General features: G+C 37.8%; 20 protein-coding genes and 1 pseudogene. 5 read left to right on the plus strand and 16 right to left on the minus strand.

Going from position 1 to position 22,010, the window contains the following annotated elements; translation table 11 throughout:
- From AC3WTA_RS11125 to AC3WTA_RS11160, 8 genes and pseudogenes are all read right to left on the minus strand, one after another.
- A pseudogene (locus AC3WTA_RS11125) lies at positions 1–2,232 on the minus strand (DNA translocase FtsK); the annotation flags it as partial.
- A 155-nt stretch (positions 2,233–2,387) separates the two neighbouring features.
- Positions 2,388–3,344 carry an N-acetylmuramoyl-L-alanine amidase gene (locus AC3WTA_RS11130; protein ID WP_000874061.1) on the minus strand — a complete coding sequence of 319 codons (957 nt, stop codon included), beginning with the start codon at positions 3,342–3,344 and terminating at the stop codon, positions 2,388–2,390.
- A 40-nt stretch (positions 3,345–3,384) separates the two neighbouring features.
- A complete protein-coding gene (locus AC3WTA_RS11135) occupies positions 3,385–3,729 on the minus strand; it encodes a hypothetical protein (RefSeq protein WP_000813286.1) in 345 nt (114 codons plus the stop codon).
- 194 nt (positions 3,730–3,923) lie between these two features.
- Positions 3,924–4,538, minus strand: a complete 615-nt coding sequence (gene ytpR, locus AC3WTA_RS11140) for a YtpR family tRNA-binding protein (protein ID WP_001006767.1) — start codon at positions 4,536–4,538, stop codon at positions 3,924–3,926.
- The gene (locus tag AC3WTA_RS11145; RefSeq protein WP_000784602.1) at positions 4,535–5,347 is read right to left on the minus strand and encodes a DUF1444 domain-containing protein; all 813 of its coding nucleotides are present in this window, start codon (positions 5,345–5,347) and stop codon (positions 4,535–4,537) included. Before AC3WTA_RS11145 ends, ytpR begins: the two co-directional genes overlap by 4 nt.
- 78 nt (positions 5,348–5,425) lie before the next feature.
- The gene (locus AC3WTA_RS11150; RefSeq protein WP_000838193.1) at positions 5,426–5,740 is read right to left on the minus strand and encodes a thioredoxin family protein; all 315 of its coding nucleotides are present in this window, start codon (positions 5,738–5,740) and stop codon (positions 5,426–5,428) included.
- 83 nt (positions 5,741–5,823) lie between these two features.
- A complete protein-coding gene (locus tag AC3WTA_RS11155) occupies positions 5,824–6,333 on the minus strand; it encodes a DUF84 family protein (protein WP_000869956.1) in 510 nt (169 codons plus the stop codon).
- A gap of 132 nt (positions 6,334–6,465) precedes the next feature.
- A complete protein-coding gene (locus tag AC3WTA_RS11160; protein ID WP_002096267.1) occupies positions 6,466–7,539 on the minus strand; it encodes a M42 family metallopeptidase in 1,074 nt (357 codons plus the stop codon).
- A gap of 148 nt (positions 7,540–7,687) precedes the next feature.
- Between AC3WTA_RS11160 and AC3WTA_RS11165 the strand changes: the two genes are divergently transcribed.
- Positions 7,688–7,999 carry a PepSY domain-containing protein gene (locus AC3WTA_RS11165; RefSeq protein WP_000118541.1) on the plus strand — a complete coding sequence of 104 codons (312 nt, stop codon included), beginning with the start codon at positions 7,688–7,690 and terminating at the stop codon, positions 7,997–7,999.
- Between the two features lie 142 nt (positions 8,000–8,141).
- Here AC3WTA_RS11165 and AC3WTA_RS11170 read toward each other — a convergent pair whose 3' ends face one another.
- Together AC3WTA_RS11170 and trmB are read right to left on the minus strand one after the other, a co-directional pair.
- The gene (locus AC3WTA_RS11170; protein WP_000436842.1) at positions 8,142–8,996 is read right to left on the minus strand and encodes a YtnP family quorum-quenching lactonase; all 855 of its coding nucleotides are present in this window, start codon (positions 8,994–8,996) and stop codon (positions 8,142–8,144) included.
- A gap of 69 nt (positions 8,997–9,065) precedes the next feature.
- Positions 9,066–9,719 carry a tRNA (guanosine(46)-N7)-methyltransferase TrmB gene (gene trmB / locus AC3WTA_RS11175; protein ID WP_001239384.1) on the minus strand — a complete coding sequence of 218 codons (654 nt, stop codon included), beginning with the start codon at positions 9,717–9,719 and terminating at the stop codon, positions 9,066–9,068.
- Between the two features lie 228 nt (positions 9,720–9,947).
- Between trmB and AC3WTA_RS11180 the strand changes: the two genes are divergently transcribed.
- A complete protein-coding gene (locus AC3WTA_RS11180) occupies positions 9,948–10,226 on the plus strand; it encodes a YtzH-like family protein (protein ID WP_001122237.1) in 279 nt (92 codons plus the stop codon).
- Between the two features lie 3 nt (positions 10,227–10,229).
- Here the strand turns inward: AC3WTA_RS11180 and AC3WTA_RS11185 are convergent, their stop codons facing one another.
- The 4 genes from AC3WTA_RS11185 to pepV all read right to left on the minus strand — a co-directional run bounded on the left by AC3WTA_RS11185 (position 10,230) and on the right by pepV (position 15,590).
- Entirely contained in the window at positions 10,230–11,027 is a 798-nt protein-coding gene (locus tag AC3WTA_RS11185) for a phosphotransferase family protein (protein ID WP_002096266.1), read from the minus strand.
- 227 nt (positions 11,028–11,254) lie between these two features.
- On the minus strand, positions 11,255–13,396 hold the full coding sequence (gene pulA, locus AC3WTA_RS11190; RefSeq protein WP_000921765.1) for a type I pullulanase: 2,142 nt from the start codon (positions 13,394–13,396) through the stop codon (positions 11,255–11,257).
- Positions 13,397–13,534: 138 nt separating this feature from the next.
- Positions 13,535–14,080 carry an RNA 2',3'-cyclic phosphodiesterase gene (gene thpR, locus AC3WTA_RS11195; protein WP_000418979.1) on the minus strand — a complete coding sequence of 182 codons (546 nt, stop codon included), beginning with the start codon at positions 14,078–14,080 and terminating at the stop codon, positions 13,535–13,537.
- A gap of 103 nt (positions 14,081–14,183) precedes the next feature.
- Positions 14,184–15,590, minus strand: a complete 1,407-nt coding sequence (gene pepV, locus AC3WTA_RS11200; RefSeq protein ID WP_001274256.1) for a dipeptidase PepV — start codon at positions 15,588–15,590, stop codon at positions 14,184–14,186.
- 357 nt (positions 15,591–15,947) lie between these two features.
- Here pepV and AC3WTA_RS11205 point away from each other — a divergent pair, with 357 nt between their 5' ends.
- The gene (locus AC3WTA_RS11205) at positions 15,948–16,169 is read left to right on the plus strand and encodes a DeoR family transcriptional regulator (protein WP_000805512.1); all 222 of its coding nucleotides are present in this window, start codon (positions 15,948–15,950) and stop codon (positions 16,167–16,169) included.
- A gap of 81 nt (positions 16,170–16,250) precedes the next feature.
- Here AC3WTA_RS11205 and AC3WTA_RS11210 read toward each other — a convergent pair whose 3' ends face one another.
- Together AC3WTA_RS11210 and AC3WTA_RS11215 are read right to left on the minus strand one after the other, a co-directional pair.
- A complete protein-coding gene (locus AC3WTA_RS11210) occupies positions 16,251–16,979 on the minus strand; it encodes a pseudouridine synthase (RefSeq protein ID WP_001234941.1) in 729 nt (242 codons plus the stop codon).
- A gap of 41 nt (positions 16,980–17,020) precedes the next feature.
- Complete coding sequence (locus tag AC3WTA_RS11215) at positions 17,021–18,673, minus strand: putative polysaccharide biosynthesis protein (RefSeq protein ID WP_001284032.1); 1,653 nt, start codon at positions 18,671–18,673, stop codon at positions 17,021–17,023.
- A 445-nt stretch (positions 18,674–19,118) separates the two neighbouring features.
- Here AC3WTA_RS11215 and AC3WTA_RS11220 point away from each other — a divergent pair, with 445 nt between their 5' ends.
- Positions 19,119–20,390: a BaiN/RdsA family NAD(P)/FAD-dependent oxidoreductase gene (locus AC3WTA_RS11220; protein WP_000558876.1), complete on the plus strand. Its 1,272-nt coding sequence runs from the start codon at positions 19,119–19,121 to the stop codon at positions 20,388–20,390.
- A gap of 174 nt (positions 20,391–20,564) precedes the next feature.
- A complete protein-coding gene (locus tag AC3WTA_RS11225; RefSeq protein ID WP_001228002.1) occupies positions 20,565–22,004 on the plus strand; it encodes an MDR family MFS transporter in 1,440 nt (479 codons plus the stop codon).
- The last annotated feature ends 6 nt before the right edge of the window (positions 22,005–22,010 follow it).

Below are 22,010 nucleotides of genomic sequence, written 5' to 3' on the forward strand. Positions count from 1 at the left end.
TACTTGCTGCATTGGTTTCTCTTCTACTCGTGATTCCACCACTACTTGTTGCATTGGTTTCTCTTCCACTTGTGGTTCTACCACTACTTGCTGCATTGGTTTCTCTTCTACTCGTGATTCCACCACTACTTGCTGCATTGGTTTCTCTTCCACTTGTGGTTCCACTACCACTTGCTGCATTGGTTTCTCTTCCACTCGTGATTCCACCACTACTTGCTGCATTGGTTTCTCTTCCACTTGTGGGTCCACTGCCACTTGTTGCACTGGTGCTTCTTCTACTTGTTGTACAGGCTTATTCTCTACTCGTTCGCTCATAGAAGATTGCATTGCATTTACTCTAGCCGCATGTCTTTCCATTAATCGCGTTCTGTCTTGTTTCAACATAACAACATTAAATGGTACATGACGCTTTTTCTCACGTTTTGGTTCTTCTTTTTGTACAATTGGTTGTTCTTCCGCAATCGGTGCTTCTTCTACAACTGACTGCTCTTCCGCAATCGGTGCTTCTTCTACAACTCGTTGTTCTTCTGCAATCGGTGCTTCTTCTACAACTTGTTGTTCTTCTGCAATTAAAACATTAGCAAAGCTTTGAACATCTTTCTTCGCTTGTTCTTCAGCCTCTGCAACATGTATGAATTCATTCGTTTGTTCAATTGCTTCATTTAAAACCATTTCTTGCTGTGTTTCCTCAAGTGCTACAGGTTCTGCTTCTTCTGGCGCTTCCGTTTCCGTAATTACTTCCACTTCTTCTGACTCTTCCGCTTCTGCTTCCGCAATTACTTCCACTTCTTCTGACTCTTCTGTTTCCGCAATTACTTCCGTTTCTTCTGGCGCTTCTGTTTCCGCAATTACTTCCACTTCTTCTAGCTCTTCTGCTTCTACAATTACTTCCACTTCTTCTAGCTCTTCTGCTTCTGCAATTACTTCCACTTCTTTTAGCTCTTCTGCTTCTGCAATTACTTCTACTTCTTCTGACTCTTCCGCTTCTGCAATTACTTCCACTTCTTCTAGCTCTTCTGCTTCTGCAATTACTTCCACTTCTTCTGGCGCTTCTGTTTCTGCAATTACTTCCACTTCTTCTGACTCTTCCGCTTCTGCAATTACTTCTACTTCTTCTGGCGCTTCTGCTTCCGCAATTACTTCCACTTCTTCTGACTCTTCCGCTTCTGCAATTACTTCTACTTCTTCTGGTATTTCCACGATGATTGTTTCTTCAAGTTTTTCTTCTGCTTTGACAATCACTGATTCTTCCGGTGCTTGTTTTTCTACTTCAATAGTAGGTTGTTCTATTTCTGTATTACGTTTAGTTTCTTCTGATAATATTGTATCCTCGTGCTCTACTTTAGAATCTACTAATTCCGTTTGTAGAATGTTTTGGGCCACTACATCACTTTCTTGCTTAGCATCTTCCATACGCTCAGCAATTGTTTGATGAGGTACTTCACCCGCTGGAACTGCCTGCTGTGCACTAATTTCTTGAACCACTTCTTTTTCTTCTACTATAGGCTCTTGGCTTTCAATTTCATAACCGTTTTTCTCTAGCCATCGATCGACAACTGACTTTTCTTCCTTTTTATTTTGTTGATCTCGCTGATCAATGCCTTCATGACTGGAAGAATTCGTTGCTTGTCCTTCTGAGAAATCAGATAATGTATATCCTTTTTTCTCTAACCATGCATCAACGACTGATTTGCCCTCTACAGATATTTCAAGATCTTCTCTTTCCTTTTTTTCCTCCTGCTTTTCTACCTTTTTCTCTACAGAAGGACGATTATATCCGTAAATTGGCGAGATCATTTCTGTTGGACGAAATGGTCTACGGTTACTTTCTTGCGAAGGTGCAGATGCTTTCTTTACGACAGGCTCTCTCTCCGGTTCATATTGTACTTCCGGCTCTTCATATGTAGAAACTACCTTTTCCACATACTGTCGTCTACTTCTTTCCACTTTGACCCCTCTTTGAGTAGGCTGATTTTCATATGTTACAACTTGAACAGGTTGTTCTTCAAAATGCCCTGTTGCTATAACATCCTCTTCATCGAACCCATTATCCGGTACTAATGGAAAACGGCATTTACCTGCATTCCGACTTGCCATTTGTGCTTCTCTTGCTTCAGTGTAGTGGTTTACACGAGGGATCTTCGGCTGACTTTCGATTTGCTTTGGTACTTCTTTATTTATCGCTGTTTGTTCTTCCTCTTTGTTAAACAGCTTTTTCATCCAATCTAACATGCTTACCACTCTTTCTACTAAATAGTAACATCCTTTATTGTATCAGCATTCGGCGAAAAGTGCAGGTAAAATTAAGCATGTCATATTTATCCATAACATTCTAATTTACGAGTCTTTTCATATGGAAAAACGCAGCCTTCCATGTAAGACTGCGTTTAAGCTTTACTCTTCCGATACTCATCTACACTATCCGTTACACTTTGCAATAAAGAATTTACATACTGTGGGTCAGATAATTTTTTATCTTCTTCAGGATTTGACATAAACCCAAGTTCTAATAGTACACCAGGTACTTTGGCCCAATTAAATCCAGAAAGATCCTCCCTGAATTTAATTCCATTTACTTTCACTTGCTGATTCTCTCTCATTTTATTTACAATCGTTTGAGAGATTTGAAGACTTTCAGCATAAATCTCTTTCGTATATGGACTTCCTTCTGCCGGCGTTAATACAGCAAATCCACTTTGATTCGAATTTTCAGAACCATCTGCATGAAGACGCAAAAACAAATTCGCCTTATGGTCATTCGCAAATGTTGCGCGTTCTTTATTACTTATATCCACATTTTGTGACGTTCTCGTCATTAATACTTGTATTCCCTTTGCTTCTAACTTTTCTTTTAATACGAAAGCCATTTCTAATACAAGAACAGCCTCTCTTTTTTTCGTCACAACACCAGTTGTACCATCTGTCACTTTATATTTTTGCGTCGTTGCTCCTGGCCCAATCGGTTCTAAATTTAAATTCGCTTTTTGTTGATGCCCTGGATCAATAACAACAAGAAACTTTCCTTGTTTTTCATTACTCTCTACTTTTTGTTCATTATTTTGCAGCGGTTGCTCTGTTGGCTGCACTGGCGTAGCTTCCTCTTTCTTTTCCTCGGCTGGCACTTCCTCCTGCTTATGCTCCACTTGCTCATTTGTTTGAACTGCTTGTGGTTCTTCTTTCTTTTCTTGTTCTTCTTGCTGCTTTTCTACCGGTGCGTCTTCCTTGTTATCTTTGTTTGTTTCCTTCATAGAAGATGTTACTTCTTTTTTCGGCTCTTCTTGCGAACAGCCTCCCATATATATTCCAATGAATGCAATCATGCTCATTATTTTTATATACTTCATGTTTTTCTCCCGTCACTTTGCACCGGTCTCAAAGTTTTTCTTATAATTGTTTTATAATCTCATCCATATTCCCAATATGAACGGGTTGCCACGCTTCTGTACCACGCTCTGCAGTATAAACTAGATAAGCATCATCAGCCACATTTACGAAAACTGGATCCCCCATATCTGTTTCATATCCAATAACAATCCATTCTTCTTGCCATTTACCACTGTCTTCACTTATTAATGAGTTTTTATGTTTATCATATCGGTAACCGATTTGTCCTTTTTCTAATTCATTTTCGCTAAACACATATATTTCATAAGAACCTAGTTCGATATCTTGCTGTTTTGAAGTTTCAATTCGTTTCAGAAGTTCCGCGATTTTTAGTTGTTGTTTCATACGTATATCCCCTTCTATTTTTCTAAATTTTAACTAGTTTGTTTATAAAATACAATATAGTTTTTGAGAAAAAAGGTGACATCCTTATAATATGAACGATTTTTTGAATATATCTGTCACAACTCGCAATATATCAACGATTCAACAGAAAAGAGAGGCTGTCCAAAAGGACAACCTCTCTTTTCTTACATCAATTAAAATTTGAACTCTTGTCCAACTTCAAAGCTATCTTCTAATACTAGAATACCTTTTTCTTGTGGAGCATCTGGAAGCTCTAATTCACGTGCTGAGCAAATCATTCCAGAAGAAGGAACACCGCGAAGTTCAGCTGGTTTAATTAGCATACCGCTTGGCATTACAGCGCCAATTTTTGCAACGACAACTTTTTGTCCTGCATCAACGTTCGGTGCGCCACATACGATTTGTAATGTTTCTGTACCGATTTCTACTTTACAAATGTTTAACTTATCAGCATTTGGATGCTTCTCTTTTTCAGCTACATAGCCTACAACAAATTTTGGAGAAAGATCTGCTTCTACTGTTTCTTCAAAGCCGTTCTTCGCTAAAATTCCGTTGATTTTTTCTACAAATTCTTTCGTTAATGTTAGGTTACCTGTTTCTTTTACTTCTAAGTAAGAAGACGCATTAAAGATGTTGAATCCTGCTGTTACATTGCTTTCACGATCGTATACGCGCGCAACATCTCCTTTGCGATCAAAAGTACGGTTCTCTAAAGTAATATCTTGTAAGGCAACAATTAGAGTGTCACCAATTCCTTCAAGGTTGTAAAAAACGTTCACTTCGTTCATCCTTTCTCTTTTCCATCTGTCTTCTTCCGATTCTTCGCTAAAATAAAGATTGGTTCAAAGTCCCCATCTTCATAGACGAATGAAAGTGATGTAATCGGAACATGCCCTTCGGCAAAAAATTTCATTGTCATTTGTGCAATAATATCATAACCGATTTCGTTGACGATATCAGCAATAATTAATACATCTTGGTGAGGAACAGCAACAACCATGTCACCAGAAATCTTTTCACGCATCGATTGTAGTAACGATTCGTTTAAAATACGTGTCGCATCATACCCATCGTTTGTGTTTAAAAAGTAGAATGTATTCCCTGCTACTGTTTCTTGTTTAAATTCATAACCTAATGAGCGAGCGTTGAATAATGCCATTTCACGCACTTGTTGCTCTGTAAGTTCTAATTTTTGTAATAGACGCTCATCAATGAGTCGATACGTTTTATTCGAATCTAATGCGTAGTAAATACGTGTTTCCGCCGTATGATCCGTCATAATAAACGGATTTCCTTCTTCTGCTTGTTTCGGGAAAGAAGTAGAGCGAATAACAGGTAAAATTTTCGCTGCGCTATTTTCTTCTTTATGCATCGCAATTAACGCTTCTTGTACGTAATAAGCAACCTCTTCAATTGCTTTTTCTTTATTCACTTCCCATTTTGCCACAACTCCTGGAAGCGATACGTTAATACCCTTTTTCGAGTCTTTTTGTTCTATGCGTAGAACTTCTTTCTCGCTATCATACTGAAAGTCCCATTCTGGGCGAGATAATTTCTTCATTAACTCGTCTTTCATCTTTTTACTTGTCATCTTCATCTCTTTTTCCTCCCTTCCAAAAAAATAACCTCCCCCGCGAAGGTAGAGGTTGTTTTACAATTCAATTGGCAAATTGCCTTATTTTAAACCTTCAATAAACTCTTCGATTTGTTCTTGTGTTTTACGATCTTTGTTTACATAGCGACCTGTTTCTTCACCCTTATTGTACGCTACAAAGCTCGGAATGCCAAATACGTCTAATTTTACGCATAGATCAATAAACTCATCACGATCTACATAGTAAAATGAGAAATCACTATATTTCTCTTCTACTTCTGGCATAAACGGGTCTACAAAACGGCAGTCTGGGCACCATTCCGCTGAGAACATAAAGACTACATTCTCTTCATTTTTCAATTGTTGGAATTGCTCCATGCTTTCTAATGATTTCATCTATATTTCCTCCTCTAACGAGTGCTTTTTTTCATGTTATAATCTTTCTTTTATACTACCATACATCGCGCATGGTGCAAGGTTTATGCTTGCTTTTCATCATACTTATATTGCCCAACAAGTAACTTAACAACGTGTACAAATAATTCCGTGCGGTCGACGTAATCATCTGTAAAGATACCGATCGCACCTTCGTGACTACGAATATCTTTTCTCTGTACAAACTCTTCCATCACTTCACTTAACTCCTTGCCATCTTCAAGAGGTGCTAAAAAATCATCTGGTAACGTAATACGTGCACCGCCTGCAACGAATGTTTTACCGGCACTTGTTGCTAGCGCGCCCCAGTTACACATAAATAAACCGTGCTCCGTTTTCATTACGCCGCCTTCTAATCCAATACCAATTTGAGCTTCTCCTTCTTGTAGCGCTCGCTTCGCTCTATTAACCGCTCCTTGCATCGTCTCTTCATCTGAAAACGGCTGGTTTGCTACTCCTGAAGGAACAGAAAGAGATGTAATTGTAGCATCTTTCCAAACCTTCTCCACAGCACCAACTTTCGTTTTATTCTTCGATCCAACTACTACTTTCATTTCTTTCACCTCTATATACATTCATCATCTTACCTTAATCAAATTACTCTTTATACATGGGAGCACGGCCACCACTCATCGATAGGGTATCTCTCCCACCTAAAAAAAGAAAGGCTCTTCAGCCCTTCTTCTCTATGCGTTATTCTTAATTGTCTCTAACGTCGTTTTATCCGTTGCTCTTACAAGCTTCGTAATGAGTTCTTTTGCTGCCGCATAATCATCAACATGTAAAATAGAAGCATGTGTATGAATGTAACGTGCGCAAACACCAATTACTGCTGATGGGATACCTGAGTTACTTGTATGTACACGGCCCGCATCTGTACCACCTTGTGAAATAAAGTATTGGTACGGAATGTTGTGTGTTTCTGCTGTATCTAAAATGAATTCGCGCATTCCTCTATGCGTTACCATTGTACGATCATAAATACGAAGAAGAGCACCTTTTCCTAATTGACCGAACTGCGTTTTATCACCAGATGCATCGTTTGCTGGACTTGCATCAAGCGCATAGAAAATGTCTGGTTGAATCATATTTGCAGCAGTTTGTGCACCGCGAAGACCAACTTCTTCTTGTACAGTCGCACCAGAGTATAATGTGTTTGGTAATGTTTCGTCTTTTAATTCTTTTAATAATTCGATTGCAAGGCCACATCCGTAACGGTTGTCCCAAGCTTTCGCCATAATTTTCTTTTCGTTTGCCATCGGTGTAAACGGACAGATTGGCACGATTTGTTGTCCTGGTTTTACACCAATCTCAATCGCATCTTCGTAGCTATCTGCACCTATATCAATTAACATATTTTTTATATCCATCGGTTTTGCACGTTGCGCGTCACTTAATAAATGAGGAGGAATAGAACCAACAACCCCAATAACAGGACCATTCTTCGTCATAACTTGTACACGTTGCGCTAATAACACTTGACTCCACCAGCCGCCTAACGTTTGAAAACGAATCATACCGTTTTTCGTAATTTGCGTAACCATGAAACCTACTTCATCCATATGACCTGCTACAAGAACACGTGGGCCAGTTTCGTCCCCTTTTTTCAGACCAAATACGCTACCTAAACCGTCTTGCACAATTTCATCCGCATATTTGCTTAATTCTTGCTTCATAAAACGGCGTACATCATGTTCGAAACCTGATGCACCTTGTAATTCTGTTAACGTACGAAATAATTGTAATGTCTCTTTATTCACGAAGTCCCCTTCTTTCAAACCTTAGTAGAATACCTCTTTTATTGTAACGAAATTTTCGAAATGTTTCTAGTTTCTTCTTTTTTAACTGTATTTGCTTTATAATTATTATTGGTACACTATTTTTATTTTATAGAATTGAGGTGAATATATGAGCTGGAAAGGTTTAGTAGCAGGTCTTGGCGTTGGGTTCGCAGCTGGTTATCTTGTTGCAAACAAAGTACAAGAACAATCCCATATTTCTTCAGAAAAAGCATTGAAAATGGTGAAACAAGCATTAAGTCATAAAGGTGAAATTACTGGCTCTTGGGTACATATGGTTCCAGAGACATTTGAAAAATATGATGTCGCATACGAAGTTTATCGTGGCGGTCTTACAACAATGTTAGATGATATACAAGAACGATTTGAATTTTTAGTTGATGCTAAAACAGGTACTGTTTTAGAGGTTATAGCAGCATAAAAAGGAGGGTTCCCATTAGGTGAACCTCTTATTTTTTAATTGCGGATATTGATTAAATTTATATCAGCGATTTTTCGAATATATCGACTTACCAACAAAAGCCAACAACGGAAAAGGAGGCTGCTGGAACAACCTCCTCTTTTTATGCTTCTATACTCGTTTTCCGCTCTATCTTTTCTACAATATGTCCTTCCTCATTCCATTTTACTGCACGGTAATATGCGTCATGATAAAACGTAAACCAAGCATCGTTTTCAGCGCCGTACTTCATCCACTTTTGCTTATTTTCAATCGACGTCATCGGATAATCGTCGTAGGCCATCACCCATAGTACATTTTGATGTGCGTGCGTCGGCAATAGGTCTGCTAAATGAAGCATCGTTTCACCTTTGCTTTCTAAAGCAATAACTGCATGTCCATCACTATGACCACCTGTATGCGCCATTTTTATTTCATCCGTAATTTCTATTTCTTGCTGGAATGTAACAACTTGATCTACAATCGGCTCCCAATTTTCCTTCCAATATGTATTGCGCGACCTGATATTTGGGTTCCTCATTTCATTCCATTCTGTTTCGCTTACGTAAACTTTCGCATTCGGAAACGATGGTACAAGGTGATCACCTTCCCATTTCGTTAAACCAGATGCATGATCAAAATGCAGGTGTGTCATTAAGACGTACTGAATATCTTCAGGTTTTAAATCTAGTTTTTCTAATGATTTATAAACCGCTGACTCTTCTGTTACACCTTGATTTCGCTTCATCTTCTCATTCAATTTACCGTTTCCTATTCCGGAATCAATGAGCATATTACCGTCTTTCGTTTGCAAAAGTAACGGATCTGTTCGTAAATAAATATGATTTGTATCATTATGTTTATATTTACGTGACCAAAGTACTTTCGGTACAACACCAAACATTGCTCCTCCATCTAAATGTGTGTTCCCGCCTTTTAGCCACGTCACTTTTATATCTCCAATTTGTAACTGTTCCATTTTTCATCCCCCTTTCCTTTCAATATTAACATAAAATTCCGATTATTTTAGTTACAAAAAACCTATGCATTACTGCATAGGCTCTGTGCGATATTTTGCTTCAACTCGGTAAATACGATGACCTTTACTTGAGAATTTCTCTTCGTATTCTGTCATAATGTTTCCTTCATAATCACTATTATGAAGATCTAGGCTCAGGTAAGTTAATAACATACCATACTCAGCCATACTCATTAGAGAGTATTCAAATAAACCTTGATTATCTGTTTTGAAATGAATTTCTCCGCCTTCTACTAACACTTCTTCATAATTGCGTAAAAATGTTTTATATGTTAAACGACGCTTCGTATGACGATTCTTCGGCCATGGATCTGAGAAGTTTAAATAAACGCGGTCAATCTCACCTTTTGCAAAGAAAACTGTTAAATCTTCAGCATCTTTATTAATTAACTTTAAGTTCGGTACTTCTTCTTCAATTAATTTATCAAGTGCATCTACAACAACACTTGTGAATTTTTCAATTCCAATATAATTAATATGTGGGTTTGCTTTTGCCATATCATACATAAAGCGGCCACGACCTGTACCTACTTCAATATGAATTGGTTGTTCATTTCCAAATACTTCTTTCCAGTTACCAGCGCGCTCCTCTGGGTTTCCGATTACGATATGTGAATACTCATTAATTCGATCCATTGCATATGGTTTATGTCTTAAACGCATAGATGTTTCCCTCTCTTTACATAGCTATTTTAAAGGAATAATTCCTTCTCTCTGTTTTAATCAATCTCCCAAACAAAAAACCAAGTACGTACGAGCACTCGGTCCGTTTCTTTCAAGTATAAGATGTACCATTTTGATAAAAACTACATACAGCATTAAACATTCCATGACGAAACAGCTTTTTCTCGTACATTTGAAGAGAAAAACAATCGAAAGGATGATCCGTTCATGCCAATTAATCAACAACATCAATTAGAAGTGCTGAAAGATATTTTAGTCAATCATCAAAGTGATTGTTGCGGGACAGTTTCTGAATGCGAGCAATTAGAGCGTCTCATTCAATCGTTACTCGCAAACGATAGTATAAGTAGTGACGCTAAAACAATGCTAAACGATGTATATTCTTATAGTCAATCGGGTAAATCTTCCTCTAATTTGGACAACCACATTTCCAATAATCAAGAACAACTTACTCAGTGGATTGCTGGAATGGACAATTTTTCTTAAGTATTACTCTGAAGCAAGTAGTTGCTGTAAATATTGATGCCAATATTCAGCTTCTGCTTGCTGTTTTTTTGTTGTGTGCCATTGCATAGACAAAATCGTTTGTGCTATTACATACCATCTCATACGCCTAAGCAGCGATTCATCCATTTCAATATCATAATATTCGAGCCACTCGCTCCATTCATGGCGCGGAATGTACCAATATAATAACATACCGAGGTCTAGAGCTGGGTCAGCAATTACGGCTCCATCCCAATCAATTAAAAACAACTCATCTTCATCCGACAATAGCCAGTTGTTATGGTTCACATCACAATGGCATACAACGAATTCATTGTATTCAATATCTTTTAATGAATCCATTAAATATTGAAGGCCTTGCTGAATTGTTTCATCATCCCTTATATCTCCTCTTAAAACAAGTTGCAGTTGTTGTAATAACTCTTGTGCGTGAAGCGGCTGCTTCCCAAGTCTTTGAATCATCTGTACAAGTGCTTTAGAGGAGTGTATTTTCTTCAAAAGTTTCGCAACACGTTCTAGTTTCATATCCTCTGGCTCTAGCTTCTGTCCCGGAAGCCATTTTTGAGCAGAAATTACATCACCGTTCGTTACCCTTCTTGTCCAAAGTAATTTTGGAACAATTCCTTCTGCTGACAATACCGCTAAAAAGGGCGATGTATTCCGCTTTAAAAATAACTTCTGTTGTCCGTTTTGCGCAATATACGCATCGCCCGTTACTCCACCAGCCGGTACAAGACTCCACTCTTTTCCTAATAATTGTTCCAACCATTCCATATTCATTACCCGTTAACAAATCCTTATCTTTTATAGTTATGAAAAGAAAAACCGCAACATTTCTACACATGTTGTGGATTCATATATTTTACTGTAAATGAAAAGAAAACTTGGCATAAGCCAAAAACTCTCTATTTTATTTTACAAAACCAGTCATAGAATGACAACTTATCAAAATCGTCACCTTTGTCAATTCTACATTTATTACATTCTCATCGTCAAGTAGCGATTTGTCACATTATCGTCAATATATACGTGCTAATCGGAGCGAGCCTAAGTTCCTTTCCTCTAAATGAAGAAATTGGCTCTATTTTCGCTTGCTTTTCGTTTACTAACACATGCCACGTTTCTTCTTTCGGAAGTTGCACTGTTTTAGCTTCTAAACCACTATTAAATAAAACTATAATCTCTTTCCACGGTCCAAATGATTCTGCATGCTCTAGGTGATATGCAAGTACTTCTGGAGATGTTTGCAAAAAAGTCATGTGTTTTTTTATAAGGTCTGCGTTTTGTAATCGGAATGCCCTGTGCTCTTTGCGAATCGCAATTAAACCTTTTATATAGTTAACGGTCTCTATCTCTTCCTCTTTTTGATCCCAATCTAATTGATTAATTTCATCATTTGCATTATAACTATTTTCATTTCCTTGCTTCGTACGATAAAACTCTTGCCCAGCATGTAAAAAAGGAATGCCTTGCGAAAGAATCACCATTGCGCTCGCTAGAAGGTGACGTTTTTTCAAAATCTCTTCTGGCTCTTCATTACTCCGCATTAGTTTATCCCACATCGTCATATTGTCATGACATTCTACATAGTTAATGCTTTGCACAGGCTCTAGAAACAGACCTGTTTCTTTCATACTCAAAAGACTTCCCGATGCTATATACTGCAAATGATTACAGTCTACATGCCCACCAAATGCAAAACCACGCTTATTTATATGAAAGGTACTCCCTTTTATCCCATCACGAAATTGATCATTAAATTGCGCAATATGCGGCATTTTCTTTGCATTATTTAACGTTGCTTTTTCTTCGGCAGGAAGTGGTGTTTGTAGCTCCCACCCTTCTCCTAATAACAATGCATCTCGCTTTATGTTTCGCACTTCTTTTTCTATTATATTCATTGTATCAACATCTAAAATTCCCATTAAGTCGAATCGGAATCCATCAACATTGTATTCAGTAAGCCAATATAAAATAGACTCTACAATAAATTTCCTCATCATTTTCCGTTCAGATGCTATATCATTTCCGACTCCCGTCCCATTAGAAGGCATACCATCTTCACCATGACGAAAATAATATCCTGGGACAAGCTTTTCAAATGATGATAGCTCTCTTTCATACACATGATTATATACAACATCTATAATTACCCTAATGCCGTGCTCATGAAATGTTTCAATCAGTTGCTTACACTCTACTATCCTGTTATACGGGTCAGAAGGGTTTGTAGCATAATATCCCGTTGGCGCATTGTAATATAATGGATTGTAACCCCAATTATATGCAGAGGAAGGATTCGCCTCATCTACACCACCGAAACAATATAAAGGCAATAATTCAACATGTGTAACACCCAAATCTTTTATATAGGACAAGCCTGTTAACGTCCCATTTCTCCCTGTTGTTCCTTCTTCCATTAACCCCTTATATGTTCCTTTTTTACTCACTCCGCTGCCCTGATGAATAGTAGCATCACGAATATGCAGTTCATACAATATGACATCTGTCATTGCCTGTAATGGTGGTAATTGCTCTCGTTTCGTTACATTTGTCTTTTCCAAATCGATAACAACGCCGTACTTCCCATTTACAGTCACTGATTTTGCGTAAGGATCCACCGCTTCATTCCATATTAAATTAATACAAACAAGAAATGTATACTTTGCTCCGGCTAAATCGCCTTGTAATGTATGAGTCCAAACCCCATTTTCTCCTCTATGCATTTCATTATCGGTATATTCTTTATCACTTTTATAAATCCTTACTTTCGCAAGCCTCGCAGTTGGAGCCCATACTTTAAATGTCGTTGCTTCTTTTTGATACACGGCTCCTAAATCTGTACCTTCGTAATAATACTTTTCATCGAAAATCGCTGTTCTTATGACAGCACCTATTTGTAAATCTGTTTCTTCATTCCGTTCATCTCGTACTGTATAATACTTCCCCACATCTAGCGGCTCTTCTATAAAGCACTCATACTTCGTTGCATCCGGAAGCGCAATTGTATGAGAAATCGGTAAATCTTTCACGTTACTTCCTTCTTGCAAACGAAATGTCCGGCTTGTTCCATACGCATGTGGGAGCAAAATTGTAATTTTATTCATTTCATCTAAATAGGCATCAAATGGACGTTTTACTTTCAACATAAAAAAATCACCATCATTCTTAAAGTTAAAATGAAACGAGCTGCAAATGATAAGGCTTTTCTTATCAGCAAAGCTCTATACAGTAACACATTATTCTCTATAGTATATTCACCTGTATAAAAAACGTTTTCATACATTCTATTTTTGTAATTTTATTTCAGCAATCGCTTTATACTTTGGTGTCTCCTTCACGTGAGATTCGTATAAAGTAATTGTATCTGCTTGAAATGATATTTCAGGCACTTCCTTTATATGTTCTAAATCAAACTTCTCTTCTCCTACCCATTTACGAGCAACAGTAATATGCGGATGATACGGGCGCATTTCTAAAGAAAATCCATTTTCTTCACACATAGCGTGCACTTGCTTTTGTAACTGGAACAAATCGTGATTCTCACTTACCTTCGACCAAAAAATACGCGGCCTATCTTCCATACCGAACGTTGAAAATCCTTGTAATGTGAACGATAGTTCTTTCGTTTCTGTAAGTGTTTGTAATCCATTCTGTATTCCTTCTAATTGTTCCTTTGTCGCACTACCTAAAAATGAAAGGGTAATATGGTAGTCTTCTTTATGTACCCATGAACGAAATGGTAATTCCTCCTGCATTTCCTTTTTATAGTTAGACAGCACTTCTTTTATATGATTCGGTAACGTAATCGCGATAAAATAATGCAGCTCCATTTACATCTTCTCCTTCTTTCTATTGTTGCTTTTCTTTCTTATCTCATTCAGGTAAAAAGAAGCCGCTCTCCAAAATAGAGAGCGGTCATTATTTATATATCCATTACTTCGCTAATTCATGAATTGCTTGCGCGTAAATTGCTGTTGCTTTTAATAAGTCTTCAATTTCAATGTACTCGTCTTTTTGATGCGCAAGTTCTTCTTTTCCAGGGAACAACGGACCAAACGCAACGCCAGCTTTCAATGAACGAGCGTAAGTACCGCCGCCGATTGCTAATAGCTCTGCTTTTTCACCTGTTTGTTCTTCATATACGCGTTGCAACGTACGAATTAACACGTGGTCTTTATCAACGTGATGCGGGCGAGAGTTCGAATAGTCTGCTACCGCAAATCCATGAGTACCAACATACCCTTTTAACTTCGTGATCATTTCTTCAAAGTTAGTCGTAACTGGATAACGTACATTTAATCCTAAATTACCACCATTCTCTTTCGTATAAGAAAGGCGACCAACATTCACTGTTAACGGACCGCTAATATCGTCTTTATAAGAAATACCAGCTTTCTCTCCTAAAATATCTCCTGTAAATGTTTCTGTTACAAACGATGCAAACGAAGCCCCTTTTCCATCAAGAGCAACTGTAGTTAAGAAGTTTGCCAGTAATAAACCTGCATTCTCACCCTTCTCTGGAGTAGATCCGTGAGCTGAAATCCCTTTAATTTGCAACGTCACCGTATTACCTTCTACAATTGCTTCACCTATTTTTTTAGCAGTTTGTAAATACTCTTCATATGCTACTGTAAGTGCATTTACATCTTCTCCTGTAATAATCGCTTCTGCAAAATCAGGAACCATATTTAAACGGCGACCTGATTCAAATGAAACAAGTTCATATGTACCTTTCTTCTTTTCACTACCACTTTGCACAACTTGTATATCAGAAATTCCTTTTTCTGCATTAATAATTGGAAAATCTGCGTCTGGCGCAAAACCGATTGTTGGCATTTCTTCGTTTTTAAAGTAGTAATCTACACATTTCCAATTGCTTTCCTCATCTGTTCCTAAAATCATGCGAACGCGTTTTGAAAGAGGTAAACCTAATTCTTTCACAATTTTCATCGCATAATAAGCTGCCATCGTTGGGCCTTTATCGTCAATTGCACCACGTGCAAAAATCTTTCCATCGCGAATATCTGCACTATATGCCGGAGTCGTCCAGCCATCTCCTTCTGGTACAACATCAACGTGACAAAGAATACCTACTAACTCTTCTCCTTGTCCCATTTCAAGATGACCTGCATACCCTTCTAAATTTCTAGAAGCAAAACCTTCAGTTTCTCCTTTATGTAACATGAAAGATAAAGCTTTTTCTACACCTTCACCGAATGGTGCGCCCTCTTTCGCTGATTCTTCTTCCCATACACTTTTAATTTGTAAAAATTGTTGTGTATCACGAATTAAATCATCTTTTCGTTTCGCAACTTCTTCTGTCCAATTAATTGCTGACATCACGCATCCATCCTTCACTATATTGTTTCTTTCATCATAACAAACCGAAATCTCTTATGCCACATACGAAAACCAAATACCGAACAATTGTAATTTTTCAGATATTTCTTATTAATTTTTCTTTTATTTTTCTAAAAAAATTTGCAGGAATTTGGCGTTTTACGTAGAATTTTATGTGTTAGTTGACTGACCATATATAAAATGTCAACTACCAATATTTTTCTATATGAATATTTGTTAAACTTTTGTAAAATTTAAGTAGATTAAAGCATGAATTTTATCATGTAGAGTACAATGGTAGTAACGACCTTCTTTCCTGAATGGGGTCAAAAAAACTAGTAGAGGAGTGGTTTTCTCTTGAAACCTACAACTACTCGTATGCTAACACGCATTAAATCAATTTATATGTACATCAATGAAAACGGAACGGTAACGACGAAAGACCTTGTAGATGAGTTCGGGATCACACCGCGAACGATACAACGTGATCTAAATGTGTTGCAGTTTAATGAACTCGTGTATAGCCCTTGCCGCGGTAAGTGGACAACAACAGGAAAGAAAGTGAGAATGACCTCATAATGAAAAAATAATTGTATGTAAATAAATACATACCCCTTTCTAACTCATTAGAAAGGGGTCTTTTCTGCGCCAAAAACAGCACTATTTCTCAGTATCTACTTGATATGTTTTTAACATTTCTACTTCTTCATCTGATAGCTCTCGGTATTGTCCAAGTTCTAGCTCTTCATCTAATACTAATGGTCCCATCTCTGTTCTCTTTAGGTAGACTACTTTTTTCCCTACCGCTTCAAACATACGCTTCACTTGATGGAACTTTCCTTCTGTAATTACAAGCTCGATTTCAGAAATCGCATCACTTTTTAATATTGTAAGTGCACCTGGCTTTGTTTCATAGCCATCATCTAAAATAACACCTTTAGCAAACTCTTTTACATCCTCTTCTGTTACTACTCCTGCAACGTGTGCATAATATTTTTTCGGCACATGCTTTTTCGGAGATAACAACTGATGTGATAACTTCCCGTCATTTGTTATCAATAAGAAACCTTCCGTATCAATATCAAGTCGTCCAACTGGGAACGGATCAAAGATTGCATCTTCTAACTCTAATAAATCTATTACCGTTTCATGATTATCATCTTCTGTCGCTGAAATAACGCCTTGTGGTTTATGCAACATTAAATAAACAAACTCTTTATATTCCACAACTTCTCCGTGAATCATAACTTCTTGCTCTTCTACATTTACATGAACCTTCGCATCTTTCACTGGCGTTCCATCAATTTTCACAACGCCGTCTTTCAATAATTTCTTTACTTCTTTTCTACTTCCATATCCCATATTCGCTAATAATTTATCTAATCTCACGTTTTTCACCTTCTTTGTTTATCATAGAAAAGGGGACGTAATTACGCCCCTTTTGATTTCAACTTTATTTTGAATCTATTGCCAAGTTTACGTTGGATTTTCTCTAATGCTTCTCCGCCAAATACTCTTTCAAGTACTCCTGTGCGAATTGCTAACAATCCGTACACAAGACCACCAATACCTGCACAAACCACAACTGTAATAAGAGCACCCATTCGGCCATCAGGCGAAATCATGAAGGACAGAATCCATTGTGATAACTTTACAGCAATGACCATTATAAGTGTTAATATTGCAATTTGGAATGTTCTCTTATATACAACACCAAATGAATAGTGTACATGTTTTTTGATTTGTCTATTCGTATACCATACGGAAGCTAAGAAGCCGACTGCAGTAGCTAAAATCGCTCCAACTGTACCGAAATAACGGATAAAGATTACGTTACATACGAATTTCAAAATAACACCCATAATAAGCGCGACAATCGCATGTTTTTGTTGATTGATTCCTTGCAGAATTGCTGCTGTTACTGTAAATAAAGCGAATAACAATGCAACTGGTGCATACCACATTAATACTTGTCCACCTAATGGATCTGAGTCATAGAACGCAGTATAAATTGGATATGCAAGTGTTGAAATACCGACAACTGCTGGCAATGTTAAGAACATATTTGCCTGGAATGTTTGTGTAATTTGTAACTTTAAATAGCGGTATTGTTTTTCAGTAAATGATTTTGTAATCGCTGGTACAAGCGTTAAACTAAACGCTGTTGCAAGCGATACAGGAATCATAATTAATTTATGCGTCCACATTGTGAAAATACCAAGCGCTCGTTCTGCGATATCACCTTGGCCAATCGCCTGCATAATTGAGTTAAATGTCAATGTATCAATTTGTTGATATAAAGGAATTGTTAACCCAATTACAACGTAAGGAATCGCATATGCAAATAATTCTTTAAATAATTGAACGGTACTCACTGTCGATTCTGGTACAGTTTGTTCAATTAAATATTGATCCAAATGTTTTTTACGTTTTAACCAGTACCAAATGAGTACACCGAGTGCTCCAACTGCTGAAACGAACGCAGCAAATGTCGCTACCCCAACTGCTGTTGCAACTGTACCGCCAAGTACTTTAATAACGATAAAACTACCAGCTAATAAAAAGACGATACGAATAATTTGTTCAATAATTTGCGAAACAGTAGTCGGTCCCATCGATTGGTGACCTTGGAAATAACCACGAATTAAACTCGCTGCTGGTACAACAATAAGTGCAAAACTTACAAGACGAATAATCGTCGTAACTTCTTCTACATTACTGTGTATACTTTGTTTACCAAGCATTGCTTCTGCAAACAGTGGCGCTGTCATGTATAGAACTAGGAACGAAAGAACTCCTGTTACTATCATCATAACCATTCCCGAGCGGAACATTCTCCGGCTCGTTTTATAATCGCCAAGCGCATTATATTTGGAAACAAATTTGGAAACAGCAAGCGGCACCCCTGCCGTTGCAATACTTAAAAAGATCGTATATGGAATGTATCCATATGTATAGAGCGTTCCGCCTTCTGTACCTACTAATGCATGAAACGGAAAGACGTAAATCATGCCTAAGAACTTTACTAAAAATGTCCCTAACGTAACAATAAGCGTTCCGCGCAGAAATTTCGAATCGGACATACAAAAATCCTCCTACATCTACATAAAGTGAAACTTTAATCAGTGTGGGTGTTCTTCCCCACTGATTATTAGTTGAACCAATCGGGCCTTTACGGGCAGTTACTCTCCCACCTACGTCTTTGTCCTAAGCAAACTTTAAGGTGGGAGTCTTACTGCCCGTTAATGCGGGGTAAAGTGAAACTATAATTTGCAGGGAAGGTGTTCACTCCCTACTCTTTATTAGTTGAACTATTCGAGCATTTACGGGCTACCAAATTTCCTTTTTATTTCTCTTACATCTTAAGGTTTTAGTCTTCTTGCCCACAAATAGCAGGATAGTGCTGAACTCTAACTTTTGTATTGTACCACAATTCTATCCTTAAGCAGTACTTCACTCTATTTTTCTTTTAAGGGAAAACATGCTATTCTTTTAGGCAGGAAATGTAGAAAATGAGGTCGATATATTATGCATTATGATGTTATTGTCATCGGCGGCGGGCCTTCTGGGCTAATGGCTGCAATCGGTGCTGCAGAAGAAGGCGCAAGTGTCTTACTTCTTGATAAAGGAAATAAACTAGGGCGTAAACTTGCGATTTCTGGCGGTGGTCGTTGTAACGTAACGAACCGTCTACCACTTGATGAGATCGTTAAACATATACCAGGAAATGGCCGCTTCTTATACAGCGCTTTTTCTATTTTCAATAATGAAGATATTATTACATTCTTCGAAAAGCTTGGCGTACAACTAAAAGAAGAAGATCATGGTCGCATGTTCCCTGTATCAAATAAAGCACAATCAGTAGTAGACGCACTTTTAACACGATTAAAAGACTTAGGTGTAAAAATCCGTACAAATACACCTGTTGAAACGATTGAATATGAGAACGGTCAAACGAAAGCAGTCGTACTGCAAACTGGTGAAGTGTTAGAAACGAATCACGTCGTTATCGCTGTTGGTGGAAAATCTGTTCCTCAAACTGGTTCTACTGGAGATGGATATGCTTGGGCTGAAAAGGCTGGACATACTATTACAGAATTATTCCCAACAGAAGTACCAATCCTTTCAAACGAACCATTTATTCGTGACCGCTCCTTACAAGGTCTTGCTTTACGCGATGTAAACTTAAGCGTATTAAACCCGAAAGGAAAAGCTATCATTTCTCACAAAATGGACATGCTCTTCACTCATTTCGGCCTATCTGGTCCTGCCGCTCTTCGTTGTAGCCAATTCGTCGTGAAAGCACTGAAAAAGTTTAAAACGAATACGATTCAAATGAGTATCGATGCATTGCCAGAAGAAAATAGTGAACAACTATTCCAGCGCATGCTGAAACAAATGAAAGAAGATCCGAAAAAAGGAATTAAAAATGTATTAAAAGGTTATGTTCCTGAACGTTACTTCCTATTCTTATTAGAAAAGAATGAAATTGATGGCAGCGAACAAGCTGGACAAGTTTCTCACGAGAAGATTCGTGCACTTGTGAAAGACTTTAAAGAATTTACTGTAAATGTAAATGGTACGCAGTCAATTGAAAAAGCATTCGTTACTGGCGGCGGTGTATCCGTGAAAGAAATTAACCCGAAAGAAATGTCTTCTAAATTCACGAACGGCGTATATTTCTGCGGAGAAGTTCTTGATATTCACGGTTATACTGGCGGCTATAACATTACATCTGCTCTCGTTACTGGTCGAATTGCCGGGACAACAGCTGGAGAAAACGCGAAAATGCAATATTAAAAAAGAAACAGGGCTTCCTGTTTCTTTTTTTATATGTACATGAAATTATATCGGCGATTCCACGACAAATATCCCCTCCTCCTAACTTCCCATTGCTTTTTTGTTGCTTTATATACCTTAGTACCTTTATATTTTATATTGTTGAATATTTGAAAAAGGGTAAGGGGAAAAAATATGAGAAAAAAAGTCATGATGTCTTTAATGCTAATGACGTTTCTTTCTGCGGTAGAAGGAACGATTGTTAGTACAGCGATCCCTCGTATAACGAGTGATTTGTCAGGCGTCGAACTTGTTAGTTGGGTATATGCAATTTATATGCTTGCAACAGCTGTTTCGACTCCAATATACGGAAAGTTAGCTGATCTATTCGGCCGTAAAAAAGTTTTACTCATCGGAGCTACAATCTTCTTAATCGGTTCTGCGCTTTGCGGAGTCGTTACATCAATGGAACAATTAATCTTCTTCCGTGCTCTTCAAGGTATAGGTGCTGGTGCTGTTATGCCGATCACAATGACGATTATTGGAGACTTATATAGCGAAGCGAGAGACCGCGCGAAAGCACAAGGTTGGATGAGTGCCGTTTGGGGTGTATCGGGTGTTATCGGACCGTTAGTAGGTGGATTTTTAGTCGATTCCCTATCTTGGCGTTATATTTTCTTCTTAAACGTTCCATTCGGAATTATCGCTTGCTTAATGATTGCAATTTACTACAAAGAATCTATTAAGCCCGCTAAACACCATATCGACTATCTTGGTGCAACAGTCTTCTCATTAAGTACGATCGCTCTACTATATGCATTATTAACAGGTAGCAGTAAGCAAAACTGGGGAGACATAACAATTATCGGCCTATTAATCTTCGCCGTCGTTTCATTCATTATTTTCTTATTTATCGAGAAAAAATCTCCGGAACCATTAATTCCGCTAGCACTTTTCTCTAACCGTACATTATCTACGATAAACATATTAACGCTCATTGCTGGCGCAATGATCATTAGTATTACAATGTACCTTCCAATTTGGAGCCAAGGTGTATTAGGAAAAAATGCAACTGAAGCTGGACTTATTTTAATGCCAATCCCTGTTATGTGGACATTTGGCGCTATTTTCTCTGGTAACTTAGTAGGAAAATTAAAAACGAAACAAATCATTTTACTTGGAGCTAGCATTTTATCAGTGGCTACGTTCTTATTATTTACATTATCAACAAATTCACCATCGTTCCTTATTTATGTAGCAGTCGGATTATTCGGCTTAGGAATGGGGCTTGTGACACCAATTTATATGGTAACAATTCAAGCAGCCGTACCAGCTCATACACGCGGAACAGCCGTTGGTTTAAACACATTTATTAATACATTTAGCCAAACGTTAGGTGCTGCAATCTTTGGCACAATCTTTAATACGATGATTCATGCACGCGGTATTCAAAACCTTGATCTTGTATCTGGTGGCGGACACGAAGGAACTACAGCAAACGTAGTAACCGAATCGCAAGAGGCATTAGCATCAAGTGTACACGTCATTTATATGAGTACTTTCGTATTAGCAGTATTTACACTAATTATCGCTTGGATTTTATTGAAACCAGCTACACAAACAAGTGAGCAATAATAAAGA

It is taken from the genome of Bacillus sp. EB106-07-01-XG149, assembly GCF_058791555.1.

What these genes read in the sequence shown, in the direction of transcription:
- AC3WTA_RS11130 (WP_000874061.1), bottom strand. Translation starts at nt 3,344, where the DNA reads ATGAAGTATATAAAAATAATGAGCATGATTGCATTCATTGGAATATAT.
- AC3WTA_RS11135 (WP_000813286.1), bottom strand. Translation starts at nt 3,729, where the DNA reads ATGAAACAACAACTAAAAATCGCGGAACTTCTGAAACGAATTGAAACT.
- ytpR (WP_001006767.1), bottom strand. Translation starts at nt 4,538, where the DNA reads ATGAACGAAGTGAACGTTTTTTACAACCTTGAAGGAATTGGTGACACT.
- AC3WTA_RS11145 (WP_000784602.1), bottom strand. Translation starts at nt 5,347, where the DNA reads ATGAAGATGACAAGTAAAAAGATGAAAGACGAGTTAATGAAGAAATTA.
- AC3WTA_RS11150 (WP_000838193.1), bottom strand. Translation starts at nt 5,740, where the DNA reads ATGAAATCATTAGAAAGCATGGAGCAATTCCAACAATTGAAAAATGAA.
- AC3WTA_RS11155 (WP_000869956.1), bottom strand. Translation starts at nt 6,333, where the DNA reads ATGAAAGTAGTAGTTGGATCGAAGAATAAAACGAAAGTTGGTGCTGTG.
- AC3WTA_RS11165 (WP_000118541.1), top strand. Translation starts at nt 7,688, where the DNA reads ATGAGCTGGAAAGGTTTAGTAGCAGGTCTTGGCGTTGGGTTCGCAGCT.
- AC3WTA_RS11170 (WP_000436842.1), bottom strand. Translation starts at nt 8,996, where the DNA reads ATGGAACAGTTACAAATTGGAGATATAAAAGTGACGTGGCTAAAAGGC.
- trmB (WP_001239384.1), bottom strand. Translation starts at nt 9,719, where the DNA reads ATGCGTTTAAGACATAAACCATATGCAATGGATCGAATTAATGAGTAT.
- AC3WTA_RS11180 (WP_001122237.1), top strand. Translation starts at nt 9,948, where the DNA reads ATGCCAATTAATCAACAACATCAATTAGAAGTGCTGAAAGATATTTTA.
- AC3WTA_RS11185 (WP_002096266.1), bottom strand. Translation starts at nt 11,027, where the DNA reads ATGAATATGGAATGGTTGGAACAATTATTAGGAAAAGAGTGGAGTCTT.
- pulA (WP_000921765.1), bottom strand. Translation starts at nt 13,396, where the DNA reads ATGTTGAAAGTAAAACGTCCATTTGATGCCTATTTAGATGAAATGAAT.
- thpR (WP_000418979.1), bottom strand. Translation starts at nt 14,080, where the DNA reads ATGGAGCTGCATTATTTTATCGCGATTACGTTACCGAATCATATAAAA.
- pepV (WP_001274256.1), bottom strand. Translation starts at nt 15,590, where the DNA reads ATGTCAGCAATTAATTGGACAGAAGAAGTTGCGAAACGAAAAGATGAT.
- AC3WTA_RS11215 (WP_001284032.1), bottom strand. Translation starts at nt 18,673, where the DNA reads ATGTCCGATTCGAAATTTCTGCGCGGAACGCTTATTGTTACGTTAGGG.
- AC3WTA_RS11220 (WP_000558876.1), top strand. Translation starts at nt 19,119, where the DNA reads ATGCATTATGATGTTATTGTCATCGGCGGCGGGCCTTCTGGGCTAATG.
- AC3WTA_RS11225 (WP_001228002.1), top strand. Translation starts at nt 20,565, where the DNA reads ATGAGAAAAAAAGTCATGATGTCTTTAATGCTAATGACGTTTCTTTCT.